The following is a 12,347-nucleotide window of genomic DNA, read 5'->3' as shown; positions in this document are numbered from 1 at the left end:
GGAACAGAGATGACCCCCTGGCTGACCGTAGTGGGCATCGGTGAAGACGGCTTCAAGGGCCTGGGCCGAACGGCTCGCCATGCCTTGCTGCGGGCGTCACGCATTGTCGGCAGCGACCGCCAACTGGCGCTGCTGCCGCTGTGCATCCGCGGCCAACGGGCGCTGTGGCCCAGCCCGTTCTCCCTGGAACCGCTGCTTGCCCGGCAGGGTGAACCGGTGTGCGTGCTGGCCAGCGGCGATCCGATGTTCTACGGCGTGGGCGCCAGCCTGGCGAAACAGGTGCCGAGTGATCAGATGCTGGTCATCCCTGCGCCCTCCTCCTGTTCTCTGGCCGCGGCACGCATGGGTTGGCCGCTACAGGACGTGGTCACGCTGTCGTTGGTGGCCCGGCCCCTGGCGGCGCTCAATGTCCACTTATCCACAGGTCTCAGGCTATTGCTGCTGAGCAACGATCGCCAGAGTCCTGCCGCCGTGGCGACGTTATTGCGCGAGCGGGGATTCGGCCCGAGCGCCATGACTGTGCTGGAACATTTGGGTGGCGCGGCAGAACGACGGATCGACGGTTTCGCCGCGCAGTGGTCCGATGACACCTTCGCCGACCTGAACCTGATCGCCATCGAATGCCGGGCCGAACCGTCGACACCGCGCCTGTCACGCCTGGCCGGCTTGCCGGACACCGCTTTCGAACATGACGGCCAATTAACCAAACGCGATGTGCGCGCCATCACCCTCGCTCGCCTCGCCCCCACACCCGGCGAGCTGCTCTGGGATGTCGGCGCCGGCAGCGGCTCCATCGGCATCGAATGGATGCGCGCCCACCCCAGCTGCCGGGCCCTGGCCATCGAGGCCGACGAAGGCCGCCAACGCTTGATCGAACGCAACAGTGACACCCTCGGCGTGCCCGGTTTGCAACTGATTCGCGGCAAAGCCCCCCAGGCGCTGGAGAACCTGGAGCGGCCGGACGCGGTGTTCATCGGTGGCGGCGTCACCCGCGAAGGCGTGCTCGACGCCTGCTGGGCCCAACTCAAGCCCGGCGGTCGACTCGTCGCCAACGCCGTGACCCTGCAAAGCGAAACGACCCTGATGCACTGGCGCGAACGTCACGGCGGTGAATTGACCCGCATCCACATCGCCCAGGCCCAGCCCTTGGGCGAGTTCGACACCTGGCGCCAGGCCTTGCCGATCACCTTGCTGGACCTGACGAAACCTCTCGATGCGTGACGAAACCGCCGAACAACCCGCCCCCTTGCGCAGCGGCCTGACCACCGGCAGTTGCGCCACGGCCACCAGCCTGGCGGCGGCTCGATTACTGCTGCGCGGTACCGAAGCCGATGCCGTGGAAATCGTATTGCCCAAGGGCAAGCAAGTGCAGATGCGCCTGGAGTTCTGCCGGCTGACCGAACAAGGCGCCGAAGCCGGGACGATCAAGGATGCGGGCGATGACCCGGACGTGACCCACGGTGCCCTGTTGTTTTCCCAGGTGCGCTTGCTTGCTGAGCCCGGGGTGCGTTTCGTCGCGGGTCGCGGCGTCGGCACGGTGACGCGACCGGGGCTGGTGCTGGGCGTCGGTGAACCGGCGATCAACCCGGTGCCGCGCAAAATGATCAACGAACACCTGGCCCGGCTGGCCGAGGAAAGCCGTTACACCGGCGGTTTCGAAGTCACGGTCAATGTCGAGGGTGGCGAAGCCCTGGCGCTGAAAACCATGAACCCGCGACTGGGGATTCTTGGCGGCCTGTCGATCCTCGGCACCAGTGGCATCGTCCGGCCGTTCTCCTGCGCGGCCTACATTGCCTCGATCCACCAGGGCATCGACGTGGCAAAAACCAACGGCTACCTGCACATCGCCGCCTGCACCGGCAACGCCAGCGAAGACACCATGCGTCGGGTCTACAACCTGCCGGAAATCGCCCTGATCGAAATGGGCGATTTCGTCGGTGCCGTGCTCAAGCATGTGCGCAAGGTCCCGGTGGAAAAGCTCAGCCTTTGCGGCGGCTTTGGCAAAATCAGCAAACTCGCCGCCGGCCACATGGACCTGCACAGCCGTCACTCGAGCATCGACCTGCCACAACTGGCCGAATGGGCCGCCGCCATCGGTGCCAATGAGGCGTTGCAGCAAGGCATCCGAGAAGCCAACACCAGCCAACAGGCCCTGGCGATGGCCAGCGCCGCCGGCATCGCCCTGGGTGACGCGGTGTGCGCGCACGCGCTGGCCTTCGCTCGCAGCGTGGTGCCGGCCCAGGTCCAGGTCGAAGTCTTCGCCATCGACCGCCAAGGCGGGATCGTCGGCCACGCGGGAGCCTTGTCATGAAGAGTCTTGAAATGAAACGTATCCTGCTGCTGGGCGGCGTCACCGAAGCCCTGGCCATCGCCCGCACCCTCGGGCCCCAGCACATCTACAGCCTGGCCGGCATCGGTCGCATCCCCACCGACCTGACCTGCCAGGTGCGCGTCGGCGGCTACGGCGGCGCCGAAGGGTTGGCGCAATTCATCCGCGCCGAGGACATCGACCTGCTGCTGGACGCCACCCACCCCTACGCCGCCCAGATCAGCCACAACGCCGCCCACGCGGCCCGCGCCTGCGCCATCCCCTGCTGGGCGCTGCGCCGCCCGGCATGGCAGCCCCAGGCCAGCGATGACTGGCGCGAAGTGGCCGACTGGGCCGAACTGATCCAGGCCCTGAAACCCTTCCACCGCCCCCTCTTCACCCTAGGTCGCGAACCCCTGCAACATCTGCATGAAATTCCGCCCGAGCAATTCTGGACCTTGCGTGCCCTGGACGCTTACCCCGGTAATGAGCGCTGCGAAGTGATTGGGGCCCGTGGACCGTTTCACATTGACGGTGAACGCGAACTGTTCGAACGGCGGCGGATCGATGTGCTGGTGAGCAAAAACAGCGGCAGCACGGCCACCGAGCCGAAGCTGGAGGTGGCGCGGGAGCGGGGGGTGCCGGTGTTGGTGTTGAAACGGCCGGTGTTGGCGGGGGTGGATCGGGAGTTTGGAGCGATCAATGAAATGCTGGACGCTTTATCCGTACAAAACGGGTTCTGAATTCAGCACATTCGCGCGACATTTCTGACAAGTTTTCAAGACGAAGCCGGCTGTTTCGTCCAAGACGTTCGATTCTATAGTTCCGCTCCTTAATACCCACCGCAGCACCTGGCAGTCATTAAGCATGAGCGACCCGTCTCGTGCCGAGGAAAGTGCTGCTTGCCAATGTGTATCCCAAGGAATACGATCCGAATGATCGAATTTGAACAGTCCCGAGTATTCTCAAGCTGGCTTAACGGGCTGAAGGACATTGCTGGGAAAGCTCGCATCATTGCTAGGCTCCGATCGGCAGAGCATGGAAATTTTGGTGATTGCGAACCGGTGGGTAACGCAGTGTATGAGATGCGTATTCACTCGGGTCCGGGCTACAGAGTGTACTTCTCCCGTCAAGGCTCCGTGCTTTATCTGCTGCTTGTGGGAGGTGACAAATCGACTCAGAAACGGGATATCGCACGCGCTGTTCAAATGGCGCAAACCATGGGTAATGAGGAGTGAATCATGACTGAAGAATTCACACGTTTCGATGCAGCCACTTACCTCAAGACGCCTGAGGAAATGGCCGCTTATCTGGATGCCTGTTTTGAAGAGGATGCGGGTGACGGCGTACTGGTTCGAGCAGCTCTTAACGATATTGCCAGGGCAAAGGGCATGACGCAGATTGCTCGTGATGCAGGCCTGGGGCGAGAGAGTCTTTACAAAGCACTGGGGAGTACGGGCAATCCAGAGTTCACAACTATCATGAAAGTCATGAAAGCTTTGGGCTTGAGGTTACATGCGACGGCCATTTGACAGAGGTTCCCTTCCCTCCTGTATTGGAGTGATTGAATACCGATTGATCAAAAACACACGACGAGGCAACTTGCTCCCTCGCCACAAAAGCACTCACTTGAAGATCTGTTGCTACTGTTAACACCAGCCCTGCGACCCTATACCGCACGTGGCCTTTTTACTTCTCAACCCCGATCAGGCTAAATACCGCCACCTGATCGCCCATCGAGCGGATTCGCCCATGTCCCGACAACGGCTTGCATTTGCCTGGATCGCCTGCTTCGCAGTGCTGTTCAACATGCTTGCCATGCCGCTTTCCAACAGCGGTGGCGCAACCGCCAATTCGCCAGCCGAACAACTGCTGTGGGGCAGTTTCTGCTCCTCCAGCGGCACGAAGATGCTGGCGATTTCCCTGGGCAAACTCGAACAAGACACACCGCAGAAAGACAATCACTCGACCATGCAGCATTGCTGGTGCTGCTCAGGCTCAGCGCCGTTGGTGGCACTCACCGGGCATGTCCCGCAGTTGTATCTGGATGCACAGCTGGCCCATCGCAGTGCCGTCCATTCCAAACTCGACAGCCCCACGCCACGCCGGCAATGGCCCAGCCTCAATCCCCGCGCCTCGCCTCTGGCCTGATTCTTCCCGCATAAAACTGCGCCCCTGAATCGTTCCGGAGAATTGCCATGTTGAACAGACTTATCCTGCTGGCTGCCCTATTGCTTCCCGTCGGCTTCGCCCAGGCTCACCAGTACAAGGTGGGCGAGCTTGAGATCGCCCACCCGTGGTCCCAGGAGTTGCCGCCCAACGCGCCAACCGTGGCCGCGTACTTCGTGATTCACAACGGCGGCACCACCGCCGACAAGCTGCTCAGCGTCGACTCGCCGATTGCCGGCAAGGCCGAGCTCCATGAGCATGTGATGCAAAACGACCTGATGAAAATGCAACCGGTGCCCGTCGTGGACATCGCCCCTGGCGCCACCGTCACCTTCGCGCCGATGGCGTATCACGTGATGCTGCTGGACCTGAAGGACCGCAGCCTCCTCAGCGATGGCAAACGCTTTGCCATGACCCTGCATTTTGAAAAAGCAGGGGATGTCACGGTCGACGTCGCGGTGCAGAAAAAAGCCCCCGACGGCACCAAGACACACATGCACGACCAGTAGTCGTAGCCGCCCGTGCAACCACTTCGCGCCAGGCCGTCCATGCCCAGCCGTCAGCCCATGAGCCTGACACGCGGCAGTTGGATCAGCCTGTTCGCCATGCTGATGATCTTTATCGGTCCGCTGATTTCCCAGTCGATGCCGATGGGTCAGCGCATGTCCATGCCTGTGTCCATGGACATGAACATGGAGATGAGCATGGACATGTCGGCGCACGAAGCGCCGGCAGCCGAACACTGCCCGCCCCAGAGCGAGCACCATGCGTTGTGGGAAAAATGCGGCTATTGCAGCCTGCTGTTCAATTGTCCCGCGCTGCCTGGCGGCCACACGTTCGCCGTTTTCGACACACCCCACACCAACACCTACACCAGTCCTTCCCCACGCCTGGGCCATGCCCAGCCGGCGTTCTTCCCGGGTGCCCGCACCCGCGCACCGCCCTTCGACGCGTAAACCCGACACTTACCCAACCCGGTCGCATAAGACAGCCCCAGGCTGCCCGACCGTGTCGTCTACGTCTGTTCGATGGAATTATCATGTCCAGGTTTTCTGCTGGTACCGCGTTGGGCTCTGCCCAAGTTCGCTGCCCCCTGAACGAGCCACGGGTTCGTTTGCGCCAAACCATCGCCGCACTCTGCGGCCTGCTGCTCACCCCACTCTCGCTGGCCGACGAGCACGAGCAGCATGACCATCAGGTCGAAGAACTGAGCCCGACGGTCATCACCGCCATCGCCCCCAGTTCGCCCCTGACCGTCGTCACCAACCCCAAGGACCCGCGTCAGCCAGTACCGGCCAGTGACGGCGGCGACTACCTCAAGACCATCCCCGGCTTCGCCCTGGTGCGCAACGGCGGCACCAATGGCGACCCGGTTCTGCGCGGCATGTTCGGCTCGCGGCTGAACATCCTCACCAACGGCAGCATGCTGTTGGGTGCTTGCCCAGGCCGGATGGACGCGCCGACGTCCTACATATCGCCGGAGACCTACGACAAGCTCACGGTTATCAAAGGCCCGCAAACCGTGCTCTGGGGCCCCGGCGCATCGGCCGGGACGGTGCTGTTCGAGCGCGAGCCGGAACAGTTCGGCGAACTCGGCACCCGGGTCAACGCCAGTGTGCTGGCCGGCTCCAACGGTCGTTTCGACAAAGTGGTGGATGCCGCCGCCGGTGGGCCGCTGGGTTATGTACGGGTGATCGGCAACACGGCGCATTCGGACGATTACCGCGACGGTAACAACGACACCGTGCCGTCGCGCTATGACAAGTGGAATGGCGACGTCACCCTCGGCTGGACGCCGGATGCCGATACCCTACTGGAATTGACGGCCGGCAAGGGCGACGGTGAAGCACGCTACGCCGGGCGCAGCATGGACGGCTCGCAGTTCAAGCGCGAAAGCCTCGGGCTGCGGTTCGAGCGTTCGAACATCGGCGAGGTGCTGGACAAGATCGAGGCCCAGGTCTACTACAACTACGCCGACCACGTGATGGACAACTACACGCTGCGCACCCCCTCCGGCACCGGCATGATGGCCGGGCCCATGGCCTCCAACGTCGACCGCCGTACCCTCGGCGCCCGCATCAAGGCCACCTGGCGCTGGGCCGATGTGCAGCTGATCAGTGGCCTGGACGCGCAGACCAACGAGCATCGCCAACGCAGCAGCATGGGCGTGGACACCTATAAGGACCTGCCGTACACCAAGGACGCCGACTTCCACAATTACGGAGTGTTCGGCGAACTGACCTGGTACGCCGCCGACCGCGACAGAGTGATCACCGGCGCCCGGCTCGACCGTGCCTCGGCCAAGGATTACCGCCAGAGCATCGGCTCCGGCATGTCGGCCCGGCCCAACCCCACCGCCGATGACACCCGCGCCGACACCCTGCCCAGCGGTTTCGTCCGCTACGAACACGACCTGGACGACAGCCCCACCACCCTCTATGCCGGTGTGGGTCACGCGCAACGCTTCCCGGACTACTGGGAGCTGTTCTCGGCGAACGTCGGCCCCAGCGGTTCACTGAATGCCTTCGACGCGATCAAGCCGGAGAAAACCACCCAGCTCGACTTCGGCCTGCAGTACAAGACCGAAACCCTCGAAGCCTGGGCGTCGGGTTATGTCGGGCAGGTGCGCGACTACATCCTGTTCGATTACACCCCCGGGATGATGGGCACCACCTCCCGGGCCGAGAACATCGATGCGCGGATCATGGGCGCTGAACTGGGCGCAGCCTATCAACTGACCGAGCGCTGGAAAGCCGACGCCACCCTGGCCTACGCCTGGGGCAAGAACAGCAGCGACGGCAGCGCCCTGGCGCAAATGCCGCCGCTGGATGCACGCCTGGGCCTGACCTACAGCGAAGACCGCTGGAGCGCCGGCGCACTGTGGCGTGTGGTGGCGGCGCAGCACCGGGTCGACGAGAACAAGGGCAACGTGGTCGGCAAGGACTACGGCAAGAGCTCGGGCTTCGGCGTGTTCTCGCTCAACGGCGCCTACCGCATCAACAAGCACTGGAAGGTCAGCAGCGGCGTCGACAACCTGTTCGGCAAAGCCTACGCCGAGCACTTGAACCTGGCCGGCAACGCCGGGTTCGGCTACCCGGCGAGCGACCCGCAGGCCATCAACGAACCGGGGCGCACGCTCTGGACCAAGGTGGACATGAGTTTCTAAAAGCATCGCGGGCAAGCCTTGCTCCCACAGGTATCTCATTGCTGAGGGGGTAAGCACTGCTCCCATAAGCATCTCATTGCTGTGGGGGCACAACTTGTCCCACAGCATGACAAATACTGTGGGAGCAAGGCTTGCCCGCGATCGGTTGCGCAGCAACCGCCAAAAACATAACAACCCAATTAGCCCTGCGGAGCGCTTTGCAATGAGCCAACCGAAACCCAATTTCTACAACCTGGCCTGGCGCTGGCATTTTTATGCCGGGCTGTTCGTGGCGCCGTTCATGGTGATGCTGGCCCTGACCGGCATCATTTACCTGTTCAAGCCGCAACTCGATCCGCTGATGTACGGCAGCCTGTTGAACGTGCCGGCCGGGCATCACACCCTGGCGGCGGACGACCTGCTCAAGCAGGTCCGCCAGGCCTACCCCCAAGGCCAGGTCAAACAATACCTGCCGCCGGTCAACGCCGAGCGCAGCGCGCAATTCGTGGTGATCGACCAGGGCCGGGAACTGAACGTGTTCATCGACCCGTACCACGGCGATGTCCTCGGCGAGCAGGATGCGAAGAACAACCTGCAGGCCATGGCCCGGGCCATCCACGGCGAACTGCTGATCGGCACCGTCGGTGACCGCTTGGTGGAAATGGCCGCCGGCTGGGGCGTGGTGCTGGTGGTCTCCGGGCTGTACCTGTGGTGGCCGCGCGGGCAATCATCGGCCGGAGTGCTGTGGCCGCGCTGGAGTGCACGCGGTCGGCTATTCTGGCGTGACCTGCACGTAGTCGTTGGCTTCTGGGGCGCGGCATTGCTGCTGGTGATGCTGCTCAGCGGCATGACCTGGACCGGTTTCTGGGGCAAGCAATACGCCAATCTCTGGAACCGCTTCCCCGCGGCGATGTGGAATGACGTGCCCAAATCAGATGTCGAGGCCGGCAGCCTCAACAACGCCCACCGTCAGACCGTGCCATGGGCTGTGGAAAACACGCCGATGCCGATGTCCGGCGACCATGCCGAGCACATGGGCCACGGCGGCATCCACGAAGGCCCCGCCGCCCCGACTGTCAGCCTGCAAGCGGTGCAGAACATCGCCACTGAACGCCAGGTCACGCCCGGCTACAGCATCACCCTGCCCACCACTTCCAGCGGTGTGTTCACCATCGCCGTGTTCGCCGACGACCCGCGCAACGACGCCACCCTGCACGTCGACCAATACACCGGCAAGGTCCTGGCCGATGTGCGCTGGGAACACTACGGCGTAGTGGCCCGCGCCACCGAAACGGGCGTGATGCTGCACGAAGGCAAGATGTTCGGCCCGCTGAACCAGATCATTGTGCTGCTGATTTGCCTGATGATCCTGCTCAGCGCCGTGAGCGGCCTGGTGATCTGGTGGAAGCGCCGGCCTGAAGGCAAGTTCGGCGTGCCGCCACTGCGTCACGACCTGCCGACCTGGAAGACCGGCGTATTCATCATGCTGGCCCTGGCGGTGGTGTTTCCGCTGGTGGGGGCTTCGCTGGTGGGGGTGTGGTTGCTTGATCGCCTCATCCTCCGACTCAAGCGCCAGCCTGAGATTGCCTCATCTTCAAGCTGAAGACAGTGCGTTAACGGAAGGCGGCGCGAAACCTCTACAATCGCGCCCGCTTTCCAAACCACGAACACAGTTCAAGCTGTGGGAGCGGGCTTTGTGGGAGCAAAGCTTGCTCGCGATCCAGGCGCTGCGGTCCTCAAGAGACCGCGGCGTTTTCATCGCGGGCAAGCCTTGCTCCCACAAAGCCCGCTCTCACAAAGAAACTTGTGTTTCAAACCAAATGCCGAGTAGCTGCATGACCTCCCTGACCCTCTCCCACCTCGCCTGGACGCCCCTGGGCCATGGCCACTGCCATCACCAGTTCCAGCTGCGTGACGTGACGTTGCAGGTGGCGGCCGGTGAGTTTGTCGGGTTGATCGGGCCCAACGGCAGCGGCAAAACCAGCCTGTTGCGCTGCGCCTATCGCTTCAGCCGCCCGGAACATGGCGAGGTGAGACTCGAGCATCACAACGTCTGGAAACAGTCCTCGCGCTGGTGCGCCCAACGCATCGCCGTGGTGCTGCAAGAGTTTCCCGACGCCTTCGGCCTGACGGTCGAGGAAGTGGTCGCCATGGGCCGCACGCCCCACAAAGGCCTGTTCGACGGCGACAATCACGACGACCGTCGGCTGGTGCGCCAGGCCCTGGAATCGGCCGGGCTCGCAGGCTTTGGCGACCATGCATTCGCCACCCTCTCGGGCGGTGAAAAGCAACGGGTGATCCTCGCCCGGGCCCTGGCCCAGCAACCGCAGTTGCTGATCCTCGACGAACCGACCAATCACCTCGACCCCCACTATCAATTGCAATTGCTGCAACTGATCAAGGGCCTGGGCATCGGCACCCTCGCCAGCCTCCACGACCTGAACCTGGCCGCCGCCTTCTGCGACCGCCTGTACGTGATCGAACACGGGCGCATCGTCGCCAGCGGCACGCCCAAGGATGTCCTCACCGTCGAGTTGTTGCGCGAGGTGTTCGGCATCGACGCGCTGGTGGATGAACATCCCCTGTCTGGCTACCCACGAATCACCTGGATAACCCAACCATGACCTTGCGTTCCCTGCTGTTGCTGCCCCTGCTGCTGGGCAGTGCCCACGCTCTGGCCGAAGCCACCCACTACCCGTTGACGATCCAAAGCTGCAACCGCCAGGTGGTGTTCAACGAGGCACCTCGGCACGCGGTCAGCCACGACATCAACATGACCCAGATGATGCTCGCCCTGGGCCTCAAGCCGCGCATGGTCGGCTACAGCGGCATCAGCGGCTGGAAATCGGTGACGCCCGAGATGGCCAGGATCCTCGATGGCCTGCCGGAACTGGCCGCCAAATACCCCTCGGTGGAAACCCTGCTCAATGCCAACGTGGATTTTTTCTTCGCCGGCTGGGACTACGGCATGCGCGTGGGCGGCGACCTGACCCCACAGACCCTGCAACCGCTGGGCATCAACGTGTACGAACTGACCGAATCCTGCGCGTTCGTGATGAAGCGTCCAGCGGCCTCCCTGGAGGACACCTACAACGACCTGCGCAACCTCGGGAAGATCTTCGACGTGCAAGATCGCGCCAACGCGCTGATCACCACGATGCAGGCCCAGGTGGCCGAAGTGCGCAAGCACCTGCCCGCCCAGCAACCGCGCGTGTTCCTGTACGACAGCGGCGAGGACCGCGCCATGACCTCCGGGCGCCTGGGCATGCCCCAGGCCCTGATCGACGCGGCCGGTGGGCGCAATATCCTCGATGATGTGGAAACCAGTTGGACCCGGGTGAACTGGGAGAACGTGGTCGAGCGCAACCCGCAGGTCATCGTGATCGTCGACTACGGCGAAGTCAGCGCCGAGCAGAAGCAACAATTCTTGTTGAACAACCCGGCCCTGCAATCGGTGGAGGCGATCCAGCAACGGCGCTTCATTGTAATTCCCTACGTGCAGGCCACCCCGGGCATCGATAACGTGCTGGCGGTGCAAACCCTGGCGCGGGGTTTTCACGGCCAATGAACGGTCGTCGCTACGGCGCCCTGCTGATGTTCCTCGGCGCACTGCTGCTGGTGTCATGCGTGGTGTCCCTGGGTTTCGGACCGGCGCGGGTGCCGCTGGCCGTGGTCTGGGACATCCTGCTGAACAAGGCCTTCGGGGTGGGTGACGTGCATTGGACGCCCGGCCAGGAGCATATCGTGTGGCTGATCCGCGTCCCGCGGCTGCTGCTCGGTGCCCTGGTCGGCGCCGGGCTGGCGTTGATCGGTGCGGTGCTGCAGGCGGTCACGCGCAACCCGCTGGCCGATCCGCATTTGCTGGGTGTCACGTCCGGCGCGACCTTGGGAGCGGTCATCGTGGTGCTGCATGTCGGCGAGATTGTCGGCCTGCTGACCCTGCCGCTGGCGGCGTTCATCGGTGCGCTGCTGAGCATGCTGCTGGTGCTGACCATCGCTGCCCGCCAGGGCCGTCTGGAAAGTGATCGCCTGTTGTTGTGCGGCGTGGCGGTGTCCTTCGTGATGATGGCGGCGGCCAACCTGCTGTTGTTCCTCGGTGACCATCGCGCCAGTTCGGCGGTGATGTTCTGGATGCTCGGCGGCCTGGGCCTGGCCCGCTGGGAATTGCTGGTGGTGCCAGCGGCCAGTGTGGTGCTGGGGCTGGTGTTGCTGCTGGGCATGGCCCGGCCGCTGAACGCGCTGATGGCCGGCGAACAGACCGCCGTGACCCTGGGCCTGAACGCGGCGAAGGTGCGGTTGTGGATCTTCTTGATCGCCTCGCTGATGACCGGCGTGCTGGTGTCCATCAGCGGCTCGATTGGTTTTGTCGGGCTGATGGTGCCGCACATTGCCCGGCGCCTGGTGGGCGCCGAGCATCGGCGGTTGCTGCCGGCTTGTGTGCTGCTTGGCAGCCTGTTCCTGGTGTGGGTGGACGTGGCGGCGCGGACGCTGATTGCGCCGGAAGACTTGCCGATTGGGATCGCGACAGCCGCTATCGGCGGACTGTTTTTTATCGGTCTGATGCGCCGTCGCTGATACTTATCAACACCCCTTCCCTGTGGCGAGGGGATTTATCCCCGCTGGACTCTGTAGGATCTGCCGAAGGCTGCGATCTTTTGATCTTGAGCTTTCATTCGCGACTCAATTGCCTGGGACAAGATCGCAGCCTCGCTCGCTCGACAGCTC

At 63.4% G+C, this 12,347-nt stretch carries 13 protein-coding genes; all 13 read left to right on the top strand.

The genetic code is table 11. The features are described from left to right. Positions 1-9 precede the first annotated feature (9 nt). Positions 10-1,221 carry a bifunctional cobalt-precorrin-7 (C(5))-methyltransferase/cobalt-precorrin-6B (C(15))-methyltransferase gene (locus tag AC09SL_RS18280; protein ID WP_058544606.1) on the top strand — a complete coding sequence of 404 codons (1,212 nt, stop codon included), beginning with the start codon at positions 10-12 and terminating at the stop codon, positions 1,219-1,221. Beyond that, a complete protein-coding gene (locus AC09SL_RS18275; RefSeq protein WP_058544607.1) occupies positions 1,214-2,311 on the top strand; it encodes a cobalt-precorrin-5B (C(1))-methyltransferase in 1,098 nt (365 codons plus the stop codon). The genes AC09SL_RS18280 and AC09SL_RS18275 overlap by 8 nt, the downstream gene beginning before the upstream one ends. A gap of 11 nt (positions 2,312-2,322) precedes the next feature. Beyond that, a complete protein-coding gene (locus AC09SL_RS18270) occupies positions 2,323-3,051 on the top strand; it encodes a cobalt-precorrin-6A reductase (protein WP_064107024.1) in 729 nt (242 codons plus the stop codon). A gap of 192 nt (positions 3,052-3,243) precedes the next feature. Further along, positions 3,244-3,546: a type II toxin-antitoxin system RelE/ParE family toxin gene (locus AC09SL_RS18265; protein ID WP_024617343.1), complete on the top strand. Its 303-nt coding sequence runs from the start codon at positions 3,244-3,246 to the stop codon at positions 3,544-3,546. Between the two features lie 3 nt (positions 3,547-3,549). After that, on the top strand, positions 3,550-3,840 hold the full coding sequence (locus AC09SL_RS18260; RefSeq protein WP_024617344.1) for an addiction module antidote protein: 291 nt from the start codon (positions 3,550-3,552) through the stop codon (positions 3,838-3,840). Between the two features lie 220 nt (positions 3,841-4,060). Then, the gene (locus AC09SL_RS18255) at positions 4,061-4,459 is read left to right on the top strand and encodes a DUF2946 domain-containing protein (protein ID WP_058543639.1); all 399 of its coding nucleotides are present in this window, start codon (positions 4,061-4,063) and stop codon (positions 4,457-4,459) included. Between the two features lie 47 nt (positions 4,460-4,506). Further along, positions 4,507-4,986, top strand: a complete 480-nt coding sequence (locus tag AC09SL_RS18250) for a copper chaperone PCu(A)C (RefSeq protein WP_058543638.1) — start codon at positions 4,507-4,509, stop codon at positions 4,984-4,986. A gap of 57 nt (positions 4,987-5,043) precedes the next feature. Then, a complete protein-coding gene (locus AC09SL_RS18245) occupies positions 5,044-5,433 on the top strand; it encodes a DUF2946 domain-containing protein (RefSeq protein ID WP_058543641.1) in 390 nt (129 codons plus the stop codon). 83 nt (positions 5,434-5,516) lie between these two features. Then, positions 5,517-7,643: a TonB-dependent copper receptor gene (locus tag AC09SL_RS18240; protein ID WP_058543637.1), complete on the top strand. Its 2,127-nt coding sequence runs from the start codon at positions 5,517-5,519 to the stop codon at positions 7,641-7,643. 202 nt (positions 7,644-7,845) lie between these two features. After that, complete coding sequence (locus tag AC09SL_RS18235; RefSeq protein ID WP_058543636.1) at positions 7,846-9,225, top strand: PepSY-associated TM helix domain-containing protein; 1,380 nt, start codon at positions 7,846-7,848, stop codon at positions 9,223-9,225. 232 nt (positions 9,226-9,457) lie between these two features. After that, positions 9,458-10,246 carry an ABC transporter ATP-binding protein gene (locus AC09SL_RS18230; protein ID WP_058545698.1) on the top strand — a complete coding sequence of 263 codons (789 nt, stop codon included), beginning with the start codon at positions 9,458-9,460 and terminating at the stop codon, positions 10,244-10,246. Further along, positions 10,243-11,190: an ABC transporter substrate-binding protein gene (locus AC09SL_RS18225; protein ID WP_058545697.1), complete on the top strand. Its 948-nt coding sequence runs from the start codon at positions 10,243-10,245 to the stop codon at positions 11,188-11,190. The genes AC09SL_RS18230 and AC09SL_RS18225 overlap by 4 nt, the downstream gene beginning before the upstream one ends. Further along, complete coding sequence (locus AC09SL_RS18220) at positions 11,187-12,197, top strand: FecCD family ABC transporter permease (RefSeq protein ID WP_058545696.1); 1,011 nt, start codon at positions 11,187-11,189, stop codon at positions 12,195-12,197. The genes AC09SL_RS18225 and AC09SL_RS18220 overlap by 4 nt, the downstream gene beginning before the upstream one ends. The last annotated feature ends 150 nt before the right edge of the window (positions 12,198-12,347 follow it).

Source organism: Pseudomonas sp. PF05 (genome assembly GCF_056521845.1).
Note: the sequence above shows the minus strand (reverse complement) of the source record. Positions and strands in the feature narration are given on the sequence as shown.

Coding starts and splice junctions, on each gene's coding strand:
- AC09SL_RS18280 (WP_058544606.1), top strand. CDS start 10: ATGACCCCCTGGCTGACCGTAGTGGGCATCGGTGAAGACGGCTTCAAG.
- AC09SL_RS18275 (WP_058544607.1), top strand. CDS start 1,214: ATGCGTGACGAAACCGCCGAACAACCCGCCCCCTTGCGCAGCGGCCTG.
- AC09SL_RS18255 (WP_058543639.1), top strand. CDS start 4,061: ATGTCCCGACAACGGCTTGCATTTGCCTGGATCGCCTGCTTCGCAGTG.
- AC09SL_RS18250 (WP_058543638.1), top strand. CDS start 4,507: ATGTTGAACAGACTTATCCTGCTGGCTGCCCTATTGCTTCCCGTCGGC.
- AC09SL_RS18245 (WP_058543641.1), top strand. CDS start 5,044: ATGAGCCTGACACGCGGCAGTTGGATCAGCCTGTTCGCCATGCTGATG.
- AC09SL_RS18260 (WP_024617344.1), top strand. CDS start 3,550: ATGACTGAAGAATTCACACGTTTCGATGCAGCCACTTACCTCAAGACG.
- AC09SL_RS18240 (WP_058543637.1), top strand. CDS start 5,517: ATGTCCAGGTTTTCTGCTGGTACCGCGTTGGGCTCTGCCCAAGTTCGC.
- AC09SL_RS18230 (WP_058545698.1), top strand. CDS start 9,458: ATGACCTCCCTGACCCTCTCCCACCTCGCCTGGACGCCCCTGGGCCAT.
- AC09SL_RS18235 (WP_058543636.1), top strand. CDS start 7,846: ATGAGCCAACCGAAACCCAATTTCTACAACCTGGCCTGGCGCTGGCAT.
- AC09SL_RS18225 (WP_058545697.1), top strand. CDS start 10,243: ATGACCTTGCGTTCCCTGCTGTTGCTGCCCCTGCTGCTGGGCAGTGCC.
- AC09SL_RS18270 (WP_064107024.1), top strand. CDS start 2,323: ATGAAACGTATCCTGCTGCTGGGCGGCGTCACCGAAGCCCTGGCCATC.
- AC09SL_RS18220 (WP_058545696.1), top strand. CDS start 11,187: ATGAACGGTCGTCGCTACGGCGCCCTGCTGATGTTCCTCGGCGCACTG.
- AC09SL_RS18265 (WP_024617343.1), top strand. CDS start 3,244: ATGATCGAATTTGAACAGTCCCGAGTATTCTCAAGCTGGCTTAACGGG.